The following is a 24,187-nucleotide window of genomic DNA, read 5'->3' as shown; positions in this document are numbered from 1 at the left end:
TCAGGTGATCCCCAAACTACCCCTCTGTCCGGCCTTTGTGAGCGGCACGGGCTGCATGCGGACCCCTCATTCCGTCGAGTCGAAATCGACCTCCCCGGCATCAAGCATCCTGGCCAATGTGCGCAGGCCAACTTCGAGCTGGTCCATCGCCGGTGCCGCCAGTGCGAGCCTGACGGCGTTCGGAGCGTGGCCAGGCGTGACCGCGAATGTCGTCGAAGGCGTCAGTGCGATATCACGCCTGGCTGCCGCGGCAACGAAACTTTGCGAGCGCCAGTGGGTCGGCAGCGTCAGCCACAGGTGATAGCAGCCCTCCTGAGACTGAATGTCGAAGCCTGACAGACATTCGGCTGCCAGCTTCTGGCGCGCGTGTGCGTCGGTCCGCTTCAATTTGGCGAGCTTGGCCGCGGTGCCGTCGCCCATCAATCGCTCCGCGGCCGCGAAGGCGTATCCAGACGCAGTCCATCCCCCCGAACGCACCGACGCCATGACGCTTTCCCGCATGCGATGCGGTGGCACGATAAAGCCGAGGGTCAGTCCCGGTGCGACCATCTTCGACAGGCTGTCGATGACGATACAGGTGTCGGGAGCGAGGGCTGCCAGCGGCAGCTCGTCGTCGAGAAAGGCGTAGACATTGTCCTCGATAACAGGAAGGCCGAGTTCGTCGACCACCCGCAGGAAATCGATACGGCGTGCCGACCTCATCGTCATACCCAACGGATTGTGGATCGATGGCTGGACATAGATGGCCGACAGATGGGCTTCATGGTGGGCCTTTTGCACGGCGTCGGGCCGCATCCCTTCTCCGTCCATCGCCAGAGGTACGAGCGATATTCCGAGCCGCTGCGCGATGCCCTTGATGAAGGGATACGTCAAAGCTTCCACTCCGCAGCGACCGCCGGTCGGGACAACGGCTGCGAGAGCAGCGGCAATGCTCTGCCGCCCGTTGCCGGTGAATACCAGTTGGTCGGCGTCGACGGACCACGTGCCTTTGGAGAGATGCGCGGCTGCAACGCTCCTCATGACGGGCGAGCCGATGCTGGTCCCCTGTCTAAGCGCGACATCGAGCGCGGCTGGCTGGTCCAGCCCTCTGAGGCTCTTCGCGATCAGCGCCGTCTGCTCGGGAAGTGTCGGGTAGTTGAACTCGAGGTCAATCCGGATGCCACGCGGTTCACCTGGAGCTGCGATGCCGCGCCTTGCTTCCCCGGAGACGAAGGTCCCTCGTCCGACTTCCCCGACAACGAGGCCACGGCGCAGCAGCTCGGCATAGACGCGGCTCGCCGTCGAGACGGCGATGCCGCGCTCGTAGGCGAAGCTCCGCTGCGGCGGAAGACGATCGCCGGGCCTTAGCTTGCCGCTCGCTATCTCGGCGGCGACGACATCTGCCAGCTTCAGATATTCGGACTTCGACATTATTGCTCCGAGTTCAATGTTTTGATTGCACTGAGAAGAATATCGGAACATTCTGCCGACATCAAATGCATTGTACCTGAAGCGGCCACGCCCTGCGATCTGAGGCGCGCCGAACTCAAAACAAGCCTCCGGACGCCGCAGCGCCGGTGCGTAGGAGCATTGGAGACGAGAGATGACTGAAAGTATCTGGATCACAAGTCGACCGGAGGTGACAAGGCGCCTTTGGTCGCCCCTGCGCATCGTCAAAGCCGCATGGGCCGCGATCGTACGCTGCGCAGTTCGTCGGTCTGCTGTCGCCCGGCTTCGCGATCTTGATGGCGACGCACTCAAAGACATCGGCCTTGCGCGATCCGAGATCGAGAAGGCAGCCTATGGCCTCATCACTCGCCCGAGAGAAACACAGGCGGTGTCCGAATCATAGCTGAAAGTAGGTGGGCGTCAGCGCCTTTCCCGACGAGATCTACACCGCGCCGGAAAGCTGGACTCGCAAGGCCTATCCGAACCTCGTCCACTACAACCGCCTTCCAAAGGGAGGCATTTCGCAGCCTGGGAACAGCCACTGACCGAGGAACTTCGCGCGACGTTCCATACGCTTCGGTAAGCGTATCAGCGCCGCCCCCAGGATTTCTCACGCGTCCTCTTTCGAGGAAGGTCACATGGAACTGACAGCTACCACGATCCTCGTCGCCTTCGCCGGCGTGTTCCTGATCTGCTTCCTCAAGGGAGCGTTCGGCGGCGGCTTCGCCATTATCGGGATCCCTCTTCTATCGCTTGTGATGGATCCCGTCACGGCCGGAGGACTCCTCGCTCCCTTGTTCATCGCAATGGATCTATACGCTCTGCGCTACTTCAGGCGCTCGACATGGTCGAAGCCGGATCTGGTGCTTCTGTTGCCGGGCCTCCTGCTCGGCATCGGGTTCGGCTACCTGCTGTTTCGGGTCCTCGACCACCGCGTAATCGCGATCCTGATGGCTGCGATCACGCTGATCTTTGTCGGCCTGTGGCTGATGAACGGCGGTGAGGTAACGACCCGTCGGCGTTCGACGCCCAAGGCGGTCGCCGCCGGCCTGACGTCTGGCATCACGACCATGGTCGCGCATTCCGGCGGGCCGCCTCTCGCGATGTATCTCCTGCCCCTCGGCCTCACCAAGGACATCTACGCGGGCACGACTAGCCTCTTCTTTACTGTCGGTAACGCGACCAAGGCGGTTCCCTGGCTGTTGCTGGTAAATCCTACAGCCGGTTTGTGGGAACTGATGGCGATCTGTCTGCTCGCCGTTCCCACGGGCGTGTCACTCGGTTGGCGGCTCCACGGTGTCCTTGACCAGCGTCAGATCTACCGCATCTGCTACGGGCTGCTGGTCGTGACCGCGGTGAAACTGCTGTGGGACGGCATTTCGGGATACCTCGCATGACCACCAACTTGCCAAGGCAGGCTTTCTCGGATTGTGCCATTGGCGATAAGAATGCTTGCCGGTTCCGCTGGATTTTCCGAGGTCTACACTGGTGATAGGAGTCGCGCATGACAACGGCCCCGTCAATCGAGCTGCCATCATGTTGGCGCGACGCCCTCGCCCACTTCCGTTCGGAACCACCTGATCCGCAGTCGGGTTTGCCGTTCGCACAACGGCGGGCGTCATTGACTGCGCTGCACAGCGCGAAGGTTCATCTCGTCGCGCAAGTTATCGCATGAGTGACCTGCTTCCCCACACATCTCGGAATTTTCAGATGAGCGAGGGTTCCACAACGACAACCGAGGTCTCCCTTGTACCCCTTCAGGAAGAATCTCTCAGTTAGGGCGGGTCTCGGTTTGAAAAGCACGCTAGGCGTTCGCCACGGTTTCTTGAGTTGCCGCACGTTACGCGGCCTAGTCGGGATCACCCCTGCCCCCGGAGAAGTCCTTGTCACACGAGCTTCATAAGAATTCACTTAAATGCCGCTGCGAGAACACCCCTCGCGTCCTGTTTTCCCCTTCATTGGCCCGCACCGCTGTGGGCCTTCTTTTTGACATCGCCTCCGGTTACCCCATGTGGATCGCGACGAAGGACTAGCCGGCCACCGGGCGTCCCGCCGCCTCTAACCATGGAAGTCGTCGATGAAGGAACATGACCTCAAGGAACTTGGCGAAGACATCCTGCGCGACGTGCGATCCGACGTCACTCCGAAGAAGCTGATGGCCGCTGTCCGCAAAGCACATCCGGAGGCGTCCAAAAAAGGAATCATCAGGGCCGCGTTCTACGCGCTGATCGCACATGCCGACAAAAGCCCCAAGGAACTGGTTCCAGCGAGCGCCTGACGAAGAGTTGCGCTAAGGGCCCGATGCAAAACCGTAACCGACGCTTGATCGATTTGTTCTAGGGGAGCTGCAGCTTTCGTAGGATCGCCCGCAAGCCCGGTTGGCTCGCCATAGCGGCAGCTTCTTCAAAGGAAAACCAAGCCGTCTTCTGATCGCCCTTTTCCGGATAGGATTCGGCAATCATTGCGAGTTGGAGCAGATGTACCCTCACACCTCAAGCTCGTTCGCTGGTGTCCTTCGTATAGGTGAACGCACCCAGTGCACCCCCTCGGTAATCGCACCGACCGCATGCCTCCTCGAACGCCTCACCTTAATGCCGCGGTGCGCGCCTCATCTTATCTACCTCATGCCCGAGCTTTTAAGGCGACCACCCGAAATAGATCGCCGCCGACATCGCGATTTCGGCAAACCCGATGGCCAGACATAGGATAAACACCACGACCAGCAATCTGTTTCGGTTTAGATTTCGCATCGCCGGGGCTTAACCGTTGTCGGCCGAACGATCAAGAACAACACTGTGCAAAAGCCGACTATCGGGGCGGAAGCACGGCAGGCGCTAGGCTCTTTTTCCGCCCGATCCCCCGGGTCGTAAGCGCTTCCTCTCACACCATATGTCAGGCCGCACTTGCCGAAGTCGAGCTCGTATGCGTCGTTTCCCGAAACAAGTGCTTCCGAGAATGTACGCCATCGCGAAACGGCTTGATTGAGATCAAGCAAGCGTGCGAAATTGCGCGCGGCCTGTGATCGGGACGCGACCGGTCCATCGCATTTGATGGTGGCGAGAGGGAAATAGATCGGAGACAATATACCTGATGAAGGCGCCATCGCCCTTATGGCCAGTAGAGACAACCTTCATGGCAGCCCTCGAAAGCAAACACTAAAAATCGGACACCGGACGGATCCGGAATCGCTCAATGTATTCGGAACGAGGTGCGTGCAGAGTGCTCATGGAAGTGAACGGACATAAAGCAAATCAAATGTCGCCAAGGACCGCCATTACAAGAATTTCAGTAAGACTAGCGTCGAGCGGAAAACCTCGCAACGGTTGGGTTGGTACGACTGAGTCTTATTTTCCCCAGCCGGCGGACAAACACGCAGCGAAAAAGGCGCTTTACCAAACGAATCCTCTGCCCTCAAATCCCTTGTGGATCGCTTTTTGATTCGGACGAAGGACGTGACGATGAAATCTCAAACTGTTGCGGCCCGCTCGACAGCTGCCCTCTTGACCGCCGCGGCATGTCTTTCGGTGACGCCCGTCTATGCGGGTGAACAGATTTTCGACGAGTTGCGCTTTGGTGCTTCCGCATCGGTCCAGAACGGTGGCGAGCATGAAGACGGCGTATTTCCAGAAGTGTCGGTTTTCTTCGATCCTTTCGGACAGGACGCCGCTACCGGCTGGAGACAGCAGCTTGCCCGCCCCCGCATCAATCTTGGAACGTCGATCGGGACATCGGGCCAGGCAACTCAGGTTTATGCGGGCTTTTCGTGGACGGCGAACTTCAACGAGAAGCTCTTTGCTGAAGCGGGCTTTGGTGGTGTTTGGCACAACGGCGAACTCGAGGGAAACAATGATGGTCCAGATCTCGGTTGCCGGTTCCTTTTCCGCGAGTATCTCGGCGCTGGATATCGCTTCAGCCAGCATTGGAACCTGATTGCGCAAGTCGCGCATTCCTCGCATGCGAACCTGTGCGAAGGCCCCAACAACGGCATGACGCGTGCGGGTCTCCAAGTGGGATACAAGTTCTGACGATCGGGTTTCTCGCAGTTGGAGCGGAAGAAAAACTCGGCGTCAGTCCCTCCAGCGTGAAACCCGAGTTACGCTATGGATCAGTTCGGCTGCCGTGGCGAAGTCTGCGAATAGAATGAGTAGTCGGCGCTCTTCGCACTTTTCGATCTGGTAGCTTTTGCAAAACCGCCGGGTACAGATCCTTTCGGCGTTTACCGCGACCTGCTGAAGTTGGATCCGGTCACCCCGGACCATCGGTAAACGCTTGTCGAGCCGCACCGAAAGCGCGATAGCCTGGTCATGGTGTCGAGAACCTCCGAAACCATCTCCGGATCAAGTGCCGAGGTCGGCTCGTCGAAAAGCATGACTGCCGGCTCCATGCAAAGACTACGGGCAATCGCCACGCGCTGCTGCTGGGATAGCTGGATTGGGTATTTGTCGGCCTGCTCCGGAATGCGGACACCCTCCAGAAACCGCAGCGCGGGTCTTCTTGGCCTCGGCAACCGGCACACCCTTGATCCACATAGACCCGACCATGCAGTTCATCAGCACCGTCATGTGCGGAAACAGGTTGAAGTGCTGGAATGCCATGCCGACATGCTTGCGCACCTCGGCGACTTTGCGCATCCTGTCGTGCAGCGTGATGCCGTTGACGATGATCTCCCCCTGCTGGTGCGCTTCAAGCCGGGTGTAGCAGCGCATGAGGGTCGACTTTCCGGAACCGGAAGGGCCGCAGACGACCATGCGCGCCCCTTTCTTCACCGTCAGGCTGATGTCCTTCGGCCGCCTTCCAGACGATCGCCTTGTCGTGCTTCCGGCAGTTTCGGCTCAATGAGGACGTCCTTCTGCGTCGCAGTACGCCCGAAACACGGCATTAGGCGCGAGTGGCGCTCCCGGCGATTGCGCTCGGCATTCGCTCTATTCAAGCCGAGCCTGTCGGGCGAAGAACCTCGGCGGTTGAACGGCGAAATGGGCTGGCTGGCCGGCGTGCTCGGCGATGCCCGAAACATCGACGTGCTGCTCGCGAAGGCGAAGGACGCCGACCTGCGGTTCAAGTTGAAGGACGCCCGCCAGGGGCGTTCGACGATGCGATCGGGGCGCTGAATTCGTCCCGTGCTGGGGCGCTCGCGCTCGACCTCAACGAATGGCCTCAATGCGGCGACGACCGCAAACGACCGGATGTGCGCAGCGCGATAAACACGCGTCACGATCGCATTGGTCGCGTATGTCGCATCCAGTCGCGTTATCGTGAACCACCGTCTACTACTTCAGGCAGCCAGATCGTCATGCCAGGCTCCAAGTCCTGATCGCCGGCTAGCGGATCGAGCCGCACCCAGAAGGTGTTGAGATCGTGATCGCCGACCGCTCTGGCGGCCCGCCAGGTGGCAAACTCGCCGAGCGGCCTAAGTTCGCTGATGCGGGCTCCGATGCTGCGTCCGTCGTTGGCACGCAGCGTGACGGTCTTGCCTACGGCCATGTCCCCAAGCGCGTCCTCCCGCAGCGTGAACGCGATCCATCGCTCGCCGTCAGGCTCGATCGTCAACACCGGCTTGCCCGGTGAAAGAGCCTCGCCCAGCTCTGCCACCTGGATCAGGACGGTAGCATCGACGGGCGCCTTCAACATTGTCTTGTCCAGCGCGATCTGGGCCTCGTCCACGGCCGCTTGCGCGGCTGCCACTTTGGCGTCGGCGAGCGCCAGTTCCTCCTTCGTCGGCCCGGCGCTTGCTGCCGCCAGTTGCGCGCGCTTCAGGTCGAGATCGGCTTGTGCCTTGCCGAGCTGAGCCGTGGTGTCGTCGACCAATTGCCGGCTGCCGGAACCCTTGGCAGCCAGCGCAGCGGCACGGGTATTCTGTTGCTGCGCGAGCAGCAGGTTTGCCTCGGCGGTCTTCACCGACTGTTCGGCGATGGCGACTTCTTCCATGCGGACGCCGACATAGACATGATCCCGGTCGGCCTTGGCACTGGCGGCGGCGGCCTTCGCCTGCCCGAGCGCTGCGGCCAGTTCCGGGCTGTCCAGGGTCGCGAGGAGATCGCCTTTCCTGATACGCTGGCCCGAATGGACGGCAACATTCAAGAGCCGTCCACCAACTTCCGGCGCGATGCGGATTTCCGTGCGCTGGACCATGCCTGGGACAACGTCGCCCGCGTTGCTTGTGACACCGGCTAAGGTCGCGGCACCCCCACCCGTTGCCATCACGACGACAGACAGCGCCAGGGAAAGTGTCCTGATCCGTGATGTAAGAAAGTCGACCGCGCTAGTCGTCATCGTTCCCTCCCCGCAAGCCTGACCACCACGCCGACATGATAGCGAGTGCCGCGTATACGATTGCCAGCGTCCACAGCCTCTGCCAGTTGCTCCACACATCCGTCAGCGAGGCTCCCATCTGATTGACGCGCACCAGGCCGTCGATAGCTGCGGTGCTTGGCAACACCTGGCTTGCAATTCGGATTGCGTTGGGCATCGCCTCCAGTGGCCAGGCGACGCCTACCTGGAAAAACAAGGGCAGGCTGATCGCGATAAAGAGCAGCACCGCCGTCTCGCGGCGCTCGAACCACGAGCCGACGAATTGTCCGAGGAAACTCACCGACAGGATGAAGGGAATGGCAAGCACCAGCATGTCCAGGAATCGCCCGTTGGTCGAGAATCCGTAAACGTGCGGCAGGATGATCAGGTAAAGCGCAAAGCCGGGTAGAACTAGCAGCAGATGCGCGAGTGCCTGGCCGAGCACCGCGATCGGTCGGCCGCGGCTGTGCCGCGCCTGATGTCCGCCTCGTTCGAAGGCAACGCCGCCGAGCGTGGCCGAGCCCATCAGCAACGTCTGCTGCAAGATGAGAATAAAGGCCGCCGGCACAACATAGCTGGCATAGCCGCCAGTCGGATTGAAGAGCGGTTGATTGAGGATTTCGACAGGTGAACTTCTAATGAGCGCCGCCCGGCGCAGACTGCCGTCAGAACGCGCACTGCCGGCCGCAAGATCTGCAGTAACGGTCGCCGCCGCCTCCGTAATGCCCTGAAGGGTCCTGTTATAGAGCAGGAAATAGGTGGAATCGACATAGATCGGCAGTCGAGCGCTTGCCCCCTTCAGCACCTCGCGTTCTGTCCCTGCCGGAATGCCGACGATACCGAACACTTCCCGCCGGGCGAGCGCTGTCTGCGCCGCTTCAAGCGTGCTCGGACGGGCGGACACCTGCGTTGCTTCGTCGGTGTCGAGCATTTGTATAAAAGTCCGGCTGAGATTGGAAAAATCGTCATCGACCACCGCGACCGGGATCTTGCGGACGAGCTGCCCCAGGTAAGGCTGGGGATAGAGCAGGCCGTAGATGATGGGGGCGAGCACGATGAGGCCGAAGACGGCGCTGTCGCCGAGCACGCGTTTGTATTCAGCGGAAAATGCCCCGACGATCCCCGGTGGTGCTGCCGCCAGCGGAGCCGCCTGCTTTGCCGCTTTGGCAGGGCTGCGGGCGATGACGGTCAGTCTCAGCCAGGACAGACCGAAGCAGGCGACGGCGAGTGCCGCGAGCGCGATGAAAGGCCTTACCGAATCATGAGTAGGCACGCCGCGGGCGGCCTGGTCGAACAGGATCTGGATATACCAGCGCAGCGGCAGCATATCCCCCCAGAGACGTGCAAACCCGCCCATCGCCAGAACCGGAAAGCCGACGCCGGCAAACCCGAATGAGGGCGAGCAGATCACGCCGGTCAGCGACAGCCCGAGCGGCAGGTTCCTCACCAGAAGCTGCAGCAGCGCTCCGAGCGACAGATAGGCGATGACCAGCAGGATGGCGGAGGCGCCCATCAAAATGGCATCGCCCCGGAAAGGAATCTGGTTGAGCCCGTGGATGATACCGAGGCCGACGACCATCAGCAAAATGAACACCCCGAAGTAGGGAGCAAGCTTGCCGACCAACGCTGTGAGCGGGCTGCCGCCGGCTGCGGCAAGCCATTCGCGCACGCTGCGCGAACCGAACTCGGAGCCCACCGCGTAACCTCCGGCAACCGCGGTAAGAACATGGAGCACCGTGGGCAGTATCGCCCTGAGCAGGAACTGGACGTAATTGAGGGCGGGATTGGTCAGCACATATTGTTCGGTCACCAGCGAGCCCGGCGCAAACTCGGTGCTCCTGCCGGGCGGTTTGGGTAAGGTCGCGGCCGCAGCCGCGATCGACGACTGCAGCCCGCCGGAGGCGATATTGCCGGGCGAGAAATACTGCTTGTTGTAGAAGATCACGATCTGCGGGCGCTTGGCAGCAAGGATGTCACGTTCGAAGTCTTGCGGGATGTAGACAGCAGCAATTGCAGCGCCCGAGCGGATCGAATGCATCGCGCCGTCGAGATCAGACGAACGGCGCGCCACGGCCACGGATGGAGCCGCGTCGATGGTCTGGATGAAATGCAGCGACGTGTCGGAACGATCCAAGTCGACGACATCGACGCGCAGATTGCGAACGACCGCATTGCTGAAGGTCGCCGTCAGGATCAAAAAGGCAATCAGCGGGATCGCCACCACAAGCAACAGCGCCACCCGGTCGCGCCAGATCCAGATCACCTCGCGGGTGGCGACGCAGAGCAGGCCGGGTGAAACGGGCGACGGCATCAACGCCCTCCGCTCCATTGCAGATAGGCGCTCATGCCGGGGCGAAGCTCGGGGATCTTCACGGTCGGATAGGCGCGCACCTCAAAGGTTCGAAGGTCGAAGTCGCCGGTCGCGCGGGTCGCGCGCCAGCCGGAATATTCGCCGCGCGTCGCGATTGTCCTGACCTCGATCGGAACCATCCGGTCGCCGAGCGCCGGAATGCGAACCTCGAGCTTGTCGCCGACCTTCAGGCCTTTGACGAGGTCTTCCCGGAGATCGAAGCTCAACCAGACATCGCTGAGGTCGACCAGGGAGAGGAGCGGTACGCCTGGCGAGACGTATTCGCCGAGCTCGGCGCCGATTTGATAGACTTGGCCCCCAACCGGCGCCCTTACGGTCATTTCGTTGACCTGGGTGTTCAGCGTCGTCACAGCCGCCGCCGCCTTGTCAACATTGGCCTGGGCAATGCCGCGCTCCTCCTTGGTGTAGCCGGTGACAGCTTCGTCATAGGCGAGCTTTGCCTGCTCGAGACTGCGTCTGGCGACGTCGAGGGACGCGGTCGCCTCGTTGAGCGTCTGGATGGCCGCTATGCCCTTGGTGGTCAATTCGTTGGTGCGATTATAGGTCTGCTGCGCCAGCGCCAGATTGGCCTCGGCCGAGGCGATCGCCGCCTTGCGCTGCGCGACCACCTCTTCGCGGACTCCAGCATCGATGCGGGCGAGATCGGCGACGGCGACCGCCTTTTGGGCTTGCGCCTCTTTCAGCTTGCTGAAGATCTGCGGGTTGTCGATCGTCACCAGTACCTGGCCGGCCGCAACATTGTCGCCCCGCGCCACCGGACGCTGGCCGACGCGTCCGTCGACGCGGGCTGCGATGTCGATGCGCGTCGCGTCCGACTCGCCTTGAACAAGCAGCGGTTGCGGCTGGACGAGATACCATAAAGAAAGGCCGACGATCATCGCAACCGTCAGGATGACGATGAGCGCAGCGGCTCGGGAGGTGCGAGGGCCAGGCGCGCCGCCGCCTGTGGCATGCCGGGAGCCTCCAGGTGCTTCCTCGATGACATCAGATCCGTCATTGGGAGACTGCAACAGCTCACTCATGGCAACGCCCTCCGCGATACGCAACGCGCCCTGTCCATAGCATGTTTCCCTGGGCCAGCCGATCTCAATTCAGCAGGTCGTGGTAGTCCCAGATCGCCCTTCCCACGCTGCCTGTCAGATCGCCGAAATATGAGCACAACACGCTCCCCTGTCTGGATCAACCGCGCCACGACGTCTCGCGCTCGCGCCGCCACATCGACGGGCTTTGGCCAAAGGCCTGCCTGAACAGCTTGCACAGATGTGCCTGATCAGAAAACCCCACGCTCAAAGCAATCTCGCTCAACGAAACTGAACTTGTCAGCATCAGATGACAGGCTTCCTCAAGGCGCCGCCTTACGATGTAAGCATGCGGCGGCTCTCCGAACGCTTGTTTGAACGAGCGTGAGAAGTGCGACGTGCTTCGCCGCGCAACGGCACTCAAATCACTTGCGTGAATGGTCCGATGCAGGTTTCTGTCAATGTAGGATCGGACACGCGCCACCTGCCAACCCGCCAATCCACCCGTTCCGGAGCCCTCGCCGCGTGAACGGCGCTCGATCTCCGACTGGAGTATGGACGACGCAGTGGCCAATGAGATCCTTGCCGCCTCCTGGTCATGCTCGATCTCGGTTTTGGCCGCTTCAAGGAGCAATACCAGGCTGTTTGCCAGGGGGCCGAACTCGAGATCGATTGGAGCTGAAACGTCTGCAACCTCGCCATACGGGCTTTCCATATCGTACCTCAACAAATATGTCGTACCAGCCGACGAACTTGGTGTGCCGGCTCTCAACGAAAGCCGTCTTGAGGTGCAATTTGATGATTTGGGATGCCGCGATCTATTGCACTCAGGTGGCGCGAGCCGGCACGTTGGTCTAGCTTGACTAAACTTTGGATTACACGCGGAAGGGCTGTCGATCGAAAGCCTGTGTAACCGCCATTGCTCGTGCGGCTTGTCCTCAGCAGTGTTGCAGCTCCTCGGGTACGAGTTGCAGTTTTTCGGCCATTGGCCGAGCGCGAAAAGCGAATGGGCGTTCATCTTTGGCATCAGACGGCGCGGTGTACCTTCACCGTCGCTTCAGCGATGCCGATATCCCCTGAGCATCCTGCCGCGCAGCGGGGAATTCGCGCCTAGACATAAGCCAAAGTTTACAGGCAAGTGGTATTGCTCCGGCACTACTTTTGGGCGCAGGCTAACCCTATTCGCATCCGGGTGCGCCGGTGTCGTCGGCGCGCTCGCGTCGCAGTTTGTGCGCACTGCCGGAGCACATATGCCGAAGGCGTCGTTGGTCTCAGTCGTCGAGGACGATCAGTTCTTTCGCGAATCCATGAGGCGGCTCATGAGATCGCTTGGCTACGACGTCGCAACGTTTCCGTCGGCAGCCGATTTCCTCGCGTCGCCTCGTCTCGCCGAAACCGCCTGCCTGATCGCTGACGTCCATATGCCAGAGATGACCGGGCTCGAGCTCCATGAGCACCTCATCGAGGCGGGTCACGCGATCCCGACGATCCTCGTGACTGCCTACCCCGACGACGTTGACCACACCCGCGCCTTGAACGGCGGGGTCATTTGTTATCTTCGCAAGCCGTTTGATGAGCTGCATCTAATACGGTGTCTTCGTGCGGCTCTGCAGCCCGGCGCGCCTAGCGGCTGGAATTCGTAACTTCCCTGTCACCGCCGGGCAAGGAGAACCGAAGTACGGCCCCGGGCGAAACATCCGGGTCTGCCCATAGCCGGCCGCCGTGGGCATCGATGATCGACCGGGAGATCGACAGTCCCATCCCTACCCCGCTCGACTTCGTGGTGTAGAAGGCCTGGAAGACGCGATCGACATGATCGGGATCGATGCCGGGTCCTGAATCGCGCACGGAGACGAGGACGCCACCAGTCTGGCTTTCTTCGGTGCTGATAAACAACTCCCGTGACCCGGCCTCGATCGTGCTCATGGCTTCGACCGCGTTCAGGATCAGGTTCAGCACGACTTGTTGCAGTTGAACCCGATCGCCCTCAATGGGAAGCAGTGCCTCCGCCAGGCGCGTTCGGACCGAGATTCCATTCGTGGTGATTGCGCTTCGCGCCAATCCAATCACTTCATCGATCGCCTTGTTCAGATCGAAACGAGACTTCCGAGGAGGCGCCTTTTTGATGTGATCACGGATACGGTCGATGATATCTCTGGCTCGGTCCGCATCGTCGACGATACAGGCGAGCGCTTCTCGGATTTCACCCAGATCCGGCGGATTTCGGTCCAGAAAGTGTGTGGCCGCACGGGCATTGTTACGCGCCGCGGCTATCGGTTGCGTGATTTCGTGGGCCAGCGAGGCGGTTAGTTCTCCCATCACGCTCAGGCGGTTCATGTGCGCGAGTTCCGACTCCAGCTCGCGCAGCCTCTCACGCTCCGCTTGCGCGCGCATCAGGGCGGTCACGTCGGTGCCGGTGCCGCGATAACCACGGAATTCTCCGTTGGCATCAAACACTGGCTTGCCGCTGGCCTTCACATACATGGGAGAGCCGTTATGGCGATCGGAGCAATATACAAAGTCACGGAACGGTTTGCGTGAATCGAGACTTGCCTGGAGATGCAGCCATTTCTCCGGTTCCGTTTCAAGATCGAGGGCGCGATCCCAGCACGTCTTGCCGAGCCGATCAGCCGTGTCTGAGCCAAACGCGTTTCCCGTCAGCAGCGTGAACCTATAGTCTGGACCGATTTCCCAAAACCAATCGGAGGCACTTTCGGCGTAGTCGCGGAACTTCCCCTCACTTTCGCGCAAAGCTTGCTCGGCGCGCTTGCGTTCCGTCACATCGAGAAGTGTACTGACCACCTCCAGAAGTTCTCCATTCGCTGAGAACTTCGGATGAGCGGTCATTTCGATGTATTTGATGTTTCCCGCGGGCAGTTCAATTCGGTACTCGAGTTTATAGTCTCTCTTCTGCTCCACCGCTCGCCGGGCCTCCTCGCGCACCCGTTCTCGGTCGCCAGGGTGGATCCTTTGTTCCACAGCGTCGCGGCTCGGGAGGCCGTTGCGTGGATCAAACTCCAGAATTCGATAAGTCTCATCCGACCAATAAAGAAGCGCTGTGTTATTGTAGGCTGCCGAACCGGTGTGACTGAGCCGTTGCGCTTCGGCCAAATAGGCCTCGCTATGGCGTAGTCGGTCTTCGGACTTCTTGCCTTGATCGACGTCAACAGACAGGCCGTACCACTGAATGATCTGCCCCTGTGGATCGCGCAGCGGCTCAATGCGAGCGTGGTGCCAAAAATATCCGCCGTTCGACTGACGTAGACGGTACACTGCCTCGCAGGATGTTCCGGTCTGAATTGCGTGATCGATGGTCTTTATAAAGTCTGGCAAGTCGTCCGGATGCAGGAATCGCTCCCACTTGCGGTTCTTGAAATCCTCAAGTCGCGTGCCAGTGTAGTCCAACAGGCGCTGATTGGCATGGGTCGGTTCACCGTCGGGGCCGGTTGACCAGATGAGGCCGGGCACCGTGTCGATGATTTGCCGGAGCCGGTATTCGCTTTCCCGCAGAGCTTGCTCTGTGCACTTGAGCTCTTCGATATCCAGGGTCGTCCCGATCCATAGTAGCAGGGTTCCATCGCTTGCCCGGAGCGGCTCGGCATGGGTGAGAAACCAGCGGTAGTTTCCTTGAGCGTCACGGACTCGATAATCATGCTCTCCGCCCTCGCCACTGCGCAGCAGATTTGACCAGTATCTGCGTGCTTCTTCGTGGTCGTCCGGATGCAACAGGGGGATCCAGTCGTCCCACTGCGCCCCAATGTCGATGCCGAAACGTAGGGGATGATCTTTCGGAACACCAAGGAAATCCCCTTGTCGTTTGTTCACGAAGGTGAGGCTGCCGGATGGAGTTCCGTACCAGGTATAGGCCGGAAGCACATTGAGAATGGATTGCAGCTGCGTCACGAACCTCGGCCATTCTTCGGTCTTCTTGCCCTCATCGATGTCAAAAGACAGGCCATACCACTGGATGATGCGCCCCTGCCGATCGCGCAAAGGCTCGCAGCGAGCATGGTGCCAACGAAATTCGCCGTCCGCCCGGCGCAGCCGCAGCACGCCCCGGTACGACGTTCCCGTCTGAATTGCGTGATCGAAAGCCTTTGCGGTTTCTGGAACGTCGTCAGGGTGCACGAAGGCTTCCCAACCAACATGCTTGAAATCCTCCAATCGCATGCCGCTGTAGTCCAGGAGGCGCTGGCTGACATGGGTCGGTTCACCGTCGGGACCAGTTGACCAGATGAGGCCGGGTACCGTGTCGATGATTTGACGGAGCTTATACTCGCTCTCCCGAAGCGCCTCCTCCGCTTTTGTTCGATCATCAATGTCGATCAGAACGCCGTACCAGCGCAGCACACGGCCGTCGCTCGCCTTCAACGGTGCTCCGTTTACGACGAACCACCGATATCGGCCGTCCGCTCCCCGAAATCTGCAAACTACATCGTGAGGCGTTCCAGACTCCAGGTTCCTTAGCCAGGTGTGCGTCTTGAACGCGACGTCGTCCGGATGGACTGTTTCCATCCATCCATCGCCGGTAATTTCGCCGAGTGTTGCTCCAAGATACTCAAGCAAACGCTGGTTGACGTATTCGATATTGCCCTCGGGCCCGGCACTCCACACAAGCGCCGGAATCGTATCCACCAACAGGCGAAGCTCTTGCTCGCCGCTGACGAGTGCCTCCTCAGCTCCCTCACCGTCCTCTGACACAGGCCGCTCCATGGCCGAACTACAGGTTCGAGCGACCATCTTATCCCCTGTGTACGAGACGAACCATGTGCTTTCGACCTCGTTTTGACGATTCCAGATCTACGTGAAGCAAGGCTTGGCGTGTCGCATAGTCTGCCACAGCAACATTGGCTGAACCGACGAACGCCTGCCGCTCCTCGATCAATCTGCCCGACGCAGAAGGCACCTGGCGCCGAGCAGCTCCAGCCCTTTTAACCTTAAGGTCGACCGCATGGTTGCGCATGTGAGCTAGAGTTTGCCGTATTTCCCTCTGAGCTCATTCTTGTTGAACTTCCCAACGCTCGTCTTCGGGAGCGCGTCGACAAACAGGATCGTGTCGGGGATCCCGTACTTCGAGATCACCCCGGCATCGGCGAAGGCCTTCAGATGCGACTTGATCAGCGTATCGCTGAGATCGCCGCCCGTCAGGACATCCCTGACGACCAGCGCCAGTGGTCGCTCGCCCCATTTGTCGTCCTTGACGCCGATGACGGCGGCTTGCGACACCCCGTTACATTGCGAAATAAGATCTTCGATCTGGAGCGATGACACCCACTCGCCGCCGGTCTTGATGACATCCTTGATCCGGTCGACGATACGAAGATAGCCGTCAGGCTCGATGATGCCGATGTCATTGGTGTGTAAGTAGCCGCCAGCCCACAACTGCTCGGATGCTTCGCCATTGTCGACATATCCCTGGGTGAGCCATGGCGCACGCACGACGACTTCGCCAGGTGTTTTTCCATCATGCGGTACTGCGTTCAGACCCGCGTCGACCAAACGGATATCGACCAGCGGTGCAGAGATGCCGGCTTTGGTTCGGATATCGACCTCGTCCTCGACATCGCCGGTCAGATCCGCGGATTTCACCTGCGCCAGACAAAGCAGCGGAGCACTCTCCGACATCCCGTAGCCGGCGAAGATGTCAACGCCTAGAGCAAGGGCCTGCTTGGCGAGCCCCTTCGGCAGTTCCGAGCCTCCGATCACCATCTTCAGGCCGGCGAGATCGGTATTTGCCGCTGTGGCCGCGCCAAGCAGCATTTGCAAGATCGTCGGCACACAGTGTGTGAAGGTTACGCCTTCGGTTTTGATCAGCTTGACGAGCAAGGCCGGGTCGTAGCGTCCCGGATACACTTGCTTGACGCCACAAAGCGTCGCCGTCCAGGGAAGTCCCCAGGCATGCGAGTGAAACATCGGGGTGATCGGCATATAGACGTCATCGCGGCAAAACCGGCCTTGTTTCGCGGCGGTGCCGAAGAAAGCCATTTCGGCAAGTGAGTGGAGTACCAGTTGTCGATGACTGAAATAGACGCCTTTCGGTAAACCCGTCGTGCCGGTCGTGTAAAAGGTAGTGGCAAGGGCGCTTTCGTCGAAGTCCGGGAAGTTGTAATCAGGCGAAGCGCCGACGAGGAGGTCCTCATATTCGCCGGCGAATGTAAGCCCGCCGGTTTGCGGCACCGCCCGATCCGACATCAGGATTAGCGTCTTCACATTGGGCAGCTGCTGCTTGAGGCCTTCCAGAACCGGGACGAAGTCGTCGTTGACGAGAAGGACTGACGCTCCCCCATGATTGATCGTATATGCGATCTGTTCCGGTGACAGGCGGACATTCACCGTCTGCAAAACAGCTCCCATCATCGGAACGGCAAAATAGGCTTCCAGGAATCGGTTGCTGTCCCAGTCGAGCACGCCGACGGTGTCGCCGGCTCGAACACCGAGGCTCGCAAGGCTGGACGCGAGGCGCCCGACGCGTTCGCGCAACTGGCGATATGTGAGGCGCTTGATGTCGCGATATACAATCACCTGATCGGGCGTTTGTGCTAGCGGGGTATGCCATAGCTGCTTCAATAGAAGCGGATATTCGTAAGCGGACTCGGCGGCCTTTATAAGCTTTCCGGTCATGGTGGTATCCTTGAAGGTATGCGCCGTCAGGGCTACTGTGAGCTGGCGGCAACCGTTGTTTTGAGGGCCCGTCAGATCGATGTTGGCGGCGATCGCTGGGGCAGCTGTAAAGTCCTGGGTGGGGTGCAGCCAGCGATCTTACGTTTCATCTTCGGCGCTGGGCCACGCTGCGGGTGAAGCACGCCGAGCGCAGTTCGGGTTTGGTTTCCCAACGGCACGCGCACCTCCTCCAAGTGCGCGTTGCCCTCATGCAGAATTGGCACGCAGTTCGAGCAGCCCGAGCAGGACCTCGTCCCGCTCGGCGGCCAAGTCGTCGATCGACCGCGAGCCCACTTCGGCACGAACGCCTGCGATCAGCTTTTGCTGGAGTTCCGGGGTCAGTTGCGGTGAACCCAGGACCTTCCACCAGGCGGTCATCGGACCGGTAAATTGCTCCAGGAAATGCTCCATGCCGCCTTGACCGCCACCGAGATGGTTAAGAAGAACCTGGCCCATGATCCCCCATCGCAGCCCCGGCCCCCAACAGAGCGCGGTATCGACGTCAGCGACGCTGACAACGCCCTCGCCCACCAGATGATAGACCTCCCGGGCAAGGGCAGCTTGCAGCCGGTTGGCAACATGTCCCGGCACCTCTTTGTGAAGGCGGACGGTTCGCTTGCCGAGAGCCGTATAGAATTCAGAAGCGCGCCGGATCGTCTCCTCGGACGTCTTGGTACCGCCGACGATCTCGACAAGCGGGATCAAGTGTGGCGGATTGAATGGATGGGCGATGACGCAGCGCTCCGGATGAAACGGGCAACCGGACTGGATCTCGCTCATCGTCAGGCCGGACGAACTCGACGCGATGACGACATCAGGCGGCAGCAGCTCGTCGAGCTGCCCATAGAGCTTCTTCTTGAAATCGATCCGCTCGGGTCCGTTCTCCTGCACCAGATGGGCACCCTTGACGGCCTCTGCCAAGTCCGCTGTAAAGACCAGTCGCAGTTTAGAGGCGCCGGGCGTCAGGCCCAGTCTTTCGAGCGCGGGCCAGGCGCCGTCAACGAAGCGTCTCAACGAAACTTCGGCGTTCGGGGCGATATCGGTCGCCACGACGTCGAGGCCCTTCGCCAGGAAAAGTGCCGCCCAGCTCGCGCCGATGACGCCCGTACCGATAATGGTGACTTGAGAGATCGGCTTATTGCCAGTCATGGTCAATTCTCCTTTGAAGGGATTTCGACGTATGCAACGCCGGACAGATTGCCTTGGGCGAAGAGAAGCGCACGCTTCTCGGAGCCATCGAGGCTTGCAGAATAGAGCGAACCGCCAAGGTCGGTGACGAACATCCGATTGCCGGGAACGTCGAGCGCGATACCGATGCCTTCCATCAGATCGCTGGCGATGATTTCAGGTGCGTGTCCATTTCTGACCGGCGCATCGATTGAGGTACGATTGACCGTATTGCCAAGCGGAGGATTACCCCGGTCCGTCCAGTAGATGACACGGCCCTTAAGATCGAGTTCGAGGTCGATCGGCTCGGGCAGGTTGTCGAGCCATACTTCAATGTCCGTGCGACTGGCGGCGTCCTCGCCATTGGGTATGTCGATGCCCGCACGGAAGATGCGGCCGAGGCCCGAATTGTCGGCACCTTTCTGTGTCCAGTAAATTTGCCCGCGCTCGGGATCGACCGTGATGCCGACGCACCACTTCGCGGCGTCACGACGGTCAGCGTCGCTTTCGCCGGTCTTGACCAGGGTCTCGACATTCGTGCCGTCAAGATTTGCGCGCATTACCCGCATGCCCTCGCGGTCGCACCAGTAGAGCTTGGCGCTGCGCTTCTCCAGATGAAGCTGCTTTGGCGTGAACGTGATGCCCTGGGGGATGATGACCTTGCGATTGCTGCCATCAAGGTCGGCACGCTCGATGGAACCGTCGTTGAGGTTGGGCACCCCCATGTTGGTCCAATAGATATGGCCGGCCTCGATATCGACCGCGATACCATCGGGAAGGTGACAGTCAGCGACGATAACCTTCCCGCTGGAGCCGTCCGGACTCATCGAGTGAATGCGGCCACCACTCAATTCCAGAACGAACAGTCGGCCAAGCGCCTCGTTGCGGCCAGACGTCGGTTTCAACTTCGCCAAAGCGTCAGTCATGGTTCTTTCCTTTCACAGCTCAGGACCTCGATGCCGAAGTATTCCTGCGGCATCTCTGCATGTCCGTTGGTTGGCAACGGCCCTAGGTGGCCGGTACTGGTTTGTCCTTTTTGGTGAAGTCAGGTGGGCGCTTCGCCAGGAAGGCCGTCATTGCTTCCTTCGCGTCCTCAGAACGAACCTGCACGCTGAATGCTTCGTTCTCGGCCTTCATTGCCGCCTTGATCTGTTCGCGAAAGGAACGCTTCAGGACTCGCTTTGAGGCTTGCAGGGCGCCAGCCGGCTTCGCGGCCAGATTCCGTGCTGTTTCGGTTGCGACCTGCAGCAGGTTCTGATCGGGCACCACCTGCCTGGCCAATCCCAACTCTGCAGCGCGGCTGGCACCAAACGGCAACCCCAGCAAAATCAGCTCGGCCGCACGAATGTGCCCGATCGTCGGTGGAAGCAAGCAGCTCGATCCAAATTCCGGCACCACGGCGAGGTTGATGAAAGGCATCTGGAACCTGGTGCTTTCGCCTGCGTAGACGAAGTCGCAGTGCAACAGCATGGTGATTCCGCCGCCGATCGCAGCACCGCGCACAGCGGCAATCAGCGGCTTGTCGAAATCGACCATCACATTCATCAGCCGAGCCTGAGGAGATTCTCCTGCCCCGGGCGGATTTTCCAGAACGTCCTTCACATCGTTGCCGGCGCTAAACGAATCTCCCGTGCCGTGCCAAAGCACAACGCGTATGCGCTCGTCCTTGGCCGCGTCAGAGAAGACATCCGCGAGCTTCGTGTACATGCTCGAAGTCATCGCGTTGAGTTTTTTCGGACGGTTCAATTCAACGCGAAGTCTGCCTTCAGAGCATTCAGTTACTATGTCATCCATCGTCGTCCGTCTCCGTCTGGCCAGTAACACTCGGCAAGGCTGGGGGGTGCCGGCCCCGCTCTATGCGGCTCGCCCTTGTGCTTTCGGGACGGCACCGCTGGCGTGCAGGCCGTTGATCTCGTTGGGGCTGAAGCCGAGTTGGTTGAGGATCTCCTCGCTGTGTTCACCGAGTTCCGGTGCCCGTGTGGCCGGGACCTTGGCTACGTCATGGATCTGGAGAGGGCTGCTGATCGTGAAGTTGAGGTTTTCACCAGCGCCTTCGAGTGGAACGACGATGTCGTTCGCTTTGAGTTGCGGGTCCTTGATCACTTCACCAGGGGCAAGCACCACGCCATAGGTCAGATGGGAATGCTCGAAGACCTCACGCCAATGCGCCATGGGCTGCGAGGCAAAGGTCTGGTCCAGGATCGCCGTGAGCTGCGCTGAATTCGCGGCCTGCCTTGCAGGGTCGGCAAACCGGGCATCCGTCAAGAGATCCGGGTGGCCTATGCCATTGGCCAGAGCCGGCCATTTGTCGGGCGTCAATACGATGACAAACCATGTGTCATCGGCCGCCCGATAGACATTGAACGTCGCGTTCGGCGGATTGGCGCGATCGTGCAACGGGAAGAACGCAGCGTCGGCAAGTGCCGCCTGAGCCGAGACAGCGCACGCCCAGACGCCGGCAGCCAGCAAAGAGGTCGTGACGTATGAGCCCTTGCCCGTGCGTTCCCGCCGGTAGAGTGCGGTCACGATTGCCGAATAGAGGCTGACCGCCGTTGAGTGGTCGCCGCTGCCGGCCACCGGCAGTGTGGGCGGGGCACCGGCATCTCGTGTCAGCGAAAGCAGGCCGCTTCGCGCCCAATACGCCGTGATGTCAAATCCGGGAAGCTGCGCGTCAGGTCCCTTGTCGCCGTAGCCGGTCACATCCGCATAGATCAGGCGCGGATTCCACGGCGCGACATCGTCATAGCCGAGCTTGAGTTTTTCACGCGCGGGGTGCGGCGTATTGACGATCAGAACGTCGGCCCACTCGACCAGTCGACGCAAAACTTCCCTGGCTTCGGGCGATTTCAGATCGAGCGCCAATCCGCGCTTGTTCCGATTGTTGAGATGCCAGGGATAGTTGTCCTTAGCCCTTGGCTGGGGCGGAACCTTGTATCCAATTCGCCAGGTGTCGCCGATGGGCGGTTCGACCTTGATCACATCAGCGCCGAAGTCTGACAAGATCACGGCGGCACCCGGACCTGCGATAAAGCTCGCCAGGTCCACCACCTTCAGTCCGGAAAAAATGTTGTCGCTTGCCATGGATTGTCCTTTCTGAATTGCCGGGCGCGTCGGGTATGTTCACCGTCCACGGAACTTTGGTGCGCGCTTTTCGAGGAAGGCGGTCGTACCCTCCTGCTTGTCCTCGGTTGCCGCGCACAGCCCGAAGTACGCGGCCTCGATCAACAGGCCTTCGCTCTGGCTCGCTTCCGTCCCCTTGTTTGCCGCCTCGAGCGCGAACGTGACGGCAATGGGAGCATTGGCAGCGATTTTCGCAAGGATTGCCTCGGCGCGCCGGATCAGATCGGCCGCCGGAACGATCTCGTTGACCAGACCGATGCGATAGGCTTCCTGCGCCGAGATCATTTCTCCGGATAGGATGAGCTGGAGCGCCCGGCCCTTGCCGACCAGCCGCGGGAGGCGTTGCGTTCCGCCACCACCGGGGACGAGACCGAGCGAAACCTCCGGCTGGCCAAACCTGGCCGACTCCACCGCAATCCTGATGGTACAGGCCATCGCCGTCTCACAGCCGCCGCCCAGCGCGAAGCCGTTCACGGCTGCAATCACCGGCTTGCCGAGATTCTCGATGAGATTTAGGACTTCCTGCCCGAAGCGGCTGGACCGCTCGGCTTCGACCGCCGATACCTGCGCAAGTTCGCTGATATCGGCGCCAGCTATAAAAGCCTTGTCGCCGGCGCCTGTGAGAACGACGCCGCGCACCGTGTCGTCGCCACGGGCATCTTCAAAGGCCGCTTTCAAGTCCGACCACGTCGGCGTGTTCAGGGCGTTGAGGACGGTCGGGCGGTTCACCGTGACGTAGGCAATGTTGCCCTTCTTTCCATAGAGAACGTTGTCAAGCGTCAAACCCGCAGTTTCCGAAGTCATGATGATGTATCTCCTGTCAGGAAGGCGCGAGCCAGGATAGGAGGCAGTCCCCCTGGCTCGCTGGCGCTCACACGAACGCGCCAAGCCCGGTGATGGCTTTACCCACGATCAGATTCTGCATCTGATAGGTGCCTTCGTATGAGTAGAGCGCCTCGGCATCCGCAAAGAACCGCGCGAGATTGTAGTCGGCGACGATGCCGTTTCCGCCGAGCAACTCGCGGCCCCATGCCACGGTTTCGCGTGACTTTGCCGTGCAGAATGCTTTCGCCAGCGACGCGTGGTGGTCGGCAAGCTTGCCTTCGTCATCCATCTGCGCCAGACGCACCATCAGGCACTGGCACGCAGTCACGTTGGCAAGCATCTTGGCAAGGAGATCCTGCACCATCTGGAACGAAGCGATCGGCTTGCCGAACTGCAGCCGTTCCTGCGTGTATTTCAGTGTTGCCTCGAACGCGCCCATCTGGACACCGGTCGCGGCCCAGCCAACCATATATCGAGTCATCCGCAGCACCCGCGCGGTATCGCGGAACGAATTGCCGCCCTGCAGGCGGTTTGCTTCGGGCACGCGCACGTCGTTCAGCGTTATGACACCGTTCTGAACGACCTTGAGCGCGATCTTGTTCTCGATCTTCTCGACGCTGAAGCCGGGCGTCGTCTTGTTCTCAACGATGAAGCCCTTCACCTGATTATCGGCCAGGTCTCGCGCCCAGATGATCGAAACATCACACCACGTCGCGTTGCCAATCCAGCGCTTCTGTCCATTGAGCACCCATGTGTCCCCCTCGCGCTTGGCGGTCGTGGTCAGTCCCCCGCTTGTCCCCGAACCGACCAAGGGCTCGGTAAGGCCGAAGCAGCCGATCGTTTCCCAGCGCGCCATCGGCGGCAGCCACTTCTGTTTCTGCTCCTGCGAACCGTCGAGATAGATCGAGCCCATTGCCAGGCCGCTATGCACCCCGAAGAAGGTGCAGAACGAAGCGTCGACGCGAGCCAGCTCCATAGCGACGAAGCCGAACAGCTTCTGGCTTCCGCCGGCGCAGCCGTAGCCATCGTACCCAAGGCCACCAATTCCCAGCTCCTTGAACGAAGGCAGAAGCTCGAAAGGAAACGCGTCGTCGCACCAGTATTTGTTGATAATCGGTTGGACCCTGGTCTCCATGTAGGCCCGCACCTTCTTGACCATCGCCAATTCGTCATGGGTCAGGACGTCGGCAAGCTGGTAGAAGTCGCTGTTCGGAGCCGGCAAAGGCTTGGTCTTGTTGTCTTCCTGGGCTGCGATTGCCATCCGCGTTCTCCTGCTTAATTTTCCGATCTCTCGGTATGAAGGTTGAAT

19 protein-coding genes and 2 pseudogenes are annotated in these 24,187 nt (G+C 60.4%); 7 read left to right on the top strand and 14 right to left on the bottom strand.

Annotated elements, in window-relative coordinates; all coding sequences use genetic code 11:
* Positions 1 to 66: 66 nt before the first annotated feature.
* Entirely contained in the window at positions 67 to 1,410 is a 1,344-nt protein-coding gene (locus FHX09_RS21600; protein ID WP_132589505.1) for a PLP-dependent aminotransferase family protein, read from the bottom strand.
* Between the two features lie 172 nt (positions 1,411 to 1,582).
* Between FHX09_RS21600 and FHX09_RS21595 the strand changes: the two genes are divergently transcribed.
* The 5 genes and pseudogenes from FHX09_RS21595 (at position 1,583) to FHX09_RS21580 (ending at position 5,453) form a co-directional block, all read left to right on the top strand.
* Entirely contained in the window at positions 1,583 to 1,831 is a 249-nt protein-coding gene (locus tag FHX09_RS21595; protein ID WP_183721550.1) for a DUF1127 domain-containing protein, read from the top strand.
* A gap of 16 nt (positions 1,832 to 1,847) precedes the next feature.
* A pseudogene (locus FHX09_RS30020) lies at positions 1,848 to 2,011 on the top strand (epoxide hydrolase); the annotation flags it as partial.
* A gap of 55 nt (positions 2,012 to 2,066) precedes the next feature.
* The gene (locus FHX09_RS21590; protein WP_183721553.1) at positions 2,067 to 2,825 is read left to right on the top strand and encodes a sulfite exporter TauE/SafE family protein; all 759 of its coding nucleotides are present in this window, start codon (positions 2,067 to 2,069) and stop codon (positions 2,823 to 2,825) included.
* Positions 2,826 to 3,505: 680 nt separating this feature from the next.
* Positions 3,506 to 3,706 (top strand): hypothetical protein, encoded by a 201-nt coding sequence (locus FHX09_RS21585; RefSeq protein WP_184450605.1) that lies wholly within the window; start codon positions 3,506 to 3,508, stop codon positions 3,704 to 3,706.
* A gap of 1,180 nt (positions 3,707 to 4,886) precedes the next feature.
* Entirely contained in the window at positions 4,887 to 5,453 is a 567-nt protein-coding gene (locus FHX09_RS21580; protein WP_183722598.1) for an acyloxyacyl hydrolase, read from the top strand.
* A gap of 263 nt (positions 5,454 to 5,716) precedes the next feature.
* On the opposite strand, the pseudogene FHX09_RS21575 reads toward FHX09_RS21580, so the two are convergent.
* Positions 5,717 to 6,212, bottom strand: a pseudogene (locus tag FHX09_RS21575) (ATP-binding cassette domain-containing protein); the annotation flags it as partial.
* 51 nt (positions 6,213 to 6,263) lie between these two features.
* Here FHX09_RS21575 and FHX09_RS30015 point away from each other — a divergent pair.
* Positions 6,264 to 6,536, top strand: a complete 273-nt coding sequence (locus FHX09_RS30015; protein WP_246699481.1) for a CHAD domain-containing protein — start codon at positions 6,264 to 6,266, stop codon at positions 6,534 to 6,536.
* A 139-nt stretch (positions 6,537 to 6,675) separates the two neighbouring features.
* Here FHX09_RS30015 and FHX09_RS21565 read toward each other — a convergent pair whose 3' ends face one another.
* The 4 genes from FHX09_RS21565 to FHX09_RS21550 form a co-directional block, all read right to left on the bottom strand.
* A complete protein-coding gene (locus FHX09_RS21565) occupies positions 6,676 to 7,698 on the bottom strand; it encodes a biotin/lipoyl-binding protein (protein WP_183722600.1) in 1,023 nt (340 codons plus the stop codon).
* Complete coding sequence (locus FHX09_RS21560; protein ID WP_184450604.1) at positions 7,688 to 10,027, bottom strand: ABC transporter permease; 2,340 nt, start codon at positions 10,025 to 10,027, stop codon at positions 7,688 to 7,690. The genes FHX09_RS21565 and FHX09_RS21560 overlap by 11 nt, the downstream gene beginning before the upstream one ends.
* Positions 10,027 to 11,109 carry an efflux RND transporter periplasmic adaptor subunit gene (locus FHX09_RS21555; RefSeq protein ID WP_132593289.1) on the bottom strand — a complete coding sequence of 361 codons (1,083 nt, stop codon included), beginning with the start codon at positions 11,107 to 11,109 and terminating at the stop codon, positions 10,027 to 10,029. The genes FHX09_RS21560 and FHX09_RS21555 overlap by 1 nt, the downstream gene beginning before the upstream one ends.
* A 157-nt stretch (positions 11,110 to 11,266) precedes the next feature.
* Complete coding sequence (locus FHX09_RS21550) at positions 11,267 to 11,821, bottom strand: AraC family transcriptional regulator (protein ID WP_165933172.1); 555 nt, start codon at positions 11,819 to 11,821, stop codon at positions 11,267 to 11,269.
* Between the two features lie 535 nt (positions 11,822 to 12,356).
* Between FHX09_RS21550 and FHX09_RS21545 the strand changes: the two genes are divergently transcribed.
* Positions 12,357 to 12,749: a response regulator gene (locus tag FHX09_RS21545; protein WP_132593285.1), complete on the top strand. Its 393-nt coding sequence runs from the start codon at positions 12,357 to 12,359 to the stop codon at positions 12,747 to 12,749.
* Here FHX09_RS21545 and FHX09_RS21540 read toward each other — a convergent pair.
* From FHX09_RS21540 to FHX09_RS21505, 8 genes are all read right to left on the bottom strand, one after another.
* On the bottom strand, positions 12,730 to 15,846 hold the full coding sequence (locus tag FHX09_RS21540) for a PAS domain-containing protein (protein WP_210301574.1): 3,117 nt from the start codon (positions 15,844 to 15,846) through the stop codon (positions 12,730 to 12,732). The genes FHX09_RS21545 and FHX09_RS21540 overlap by 20 nt on opposite strands.
* 228 nt (positions 15,847 to 16,074) lie before the next feature.
* On the bottom strand, positions 16,075 to 17,727 hold the full coding sequence (locus FHX09_RS21535; protein WP_184450602.1) for a fatty acid--CoA ligase: 1,653 nt from the start codon (positions 17,725 to 17,727) through the stop codon (positions 16,075 to 16,077).
* Positions 17,728 to 17,973: 246 nt separating this feature from the next.
* Complete coding sequence (locus FHX09_RS21530) at positions 17,974 to 18,915, bottom strand: 3-hydroxyacyl-CoA dehydrogenase NAD-binding domain-containing protein (protein ID WP_132593281.1); 942 nt, start codon at positions 18,913 to 18,915, stop codon at positions 17,974 to 17,976.
* Between the two features lie 2 nt (positions 18,916 to 18,917).
* Entirely contained in the window at positions 18,918 to 19,859 is a 942-nt protein-coding gene (locus FHX09_RS21525; RefSeq protein WP_183722613.1) for a 3-hydroxyacyl-CoA dehydrogenase, read from the bottom strand.
* Between the two features lie 82 nt (positions 19,860 to 19,941).
* A complete protein-coding gene (locus tag FHX09_RS21520) occupies positions 19,942 to 20,727 on the bottom strand; it encodes an enoyl-CoA hydratase (RefSeq protein WP_184450615.1) in 786 nt (261 codons plus the stop codon).
* A gap of 60 nt (positions 20,728 to 20,787) precedes the next feature.
* On the bottom strand, positions 20,788 to 22,014 hold the full coding sequence (locus tag FHX09_RS21515; protein WP_183722617.1) for a CoA transferase: 1,227 nt from the start codon (positions 22,012 to 22,014) through the stop codon (positions 20,788 to 20,790).
* A gap of 39 nt (positions 22,015 to 22,053) precedes the next feature.
* Positions 22,054 to 22,857: an enoyl-CoA hydratase-related protein gene (locus FHX09_RS21510; protein WP_184450601.1), complete on the bottom strand. Its 804-nt coding sequence runs from the start codon at positions 22,855 to 22,857 to the stop codon at positions 22,054 to 22,056.
* 67 nt (positions 22,858 to 22,924) lie between these two features.
* The gene (locus FHX09_RS21505; protein ID WP_183722620.1) at positions 22,925 to 24,139 is read right to left on the bottom strand and encodes an acyl-CoA dehydrogenase family protein; all 1,215 of its coding nucleotides are present in this window, start codon (positions 24,137 to 24,139) and stop codon (positions 22,925 to 22,927) included.
* Between the last annotated feature and the right edge of the window lie 48 nt (positions 24,140 to 24,187).

This window comes from Rhizobium sp. BK538, assembly GCF_014197575.1.
In the GTDB taxonomy this organism is placed as follows: domain Bacteria; phylum Pseudomonadota; class Alphaproteobacteria; order Rhizobiales; family Rhizobiaceae; genus Rhizobium.
This window is presented reverse-complemented; position numbering and strand designations above follow the sequence as displayed.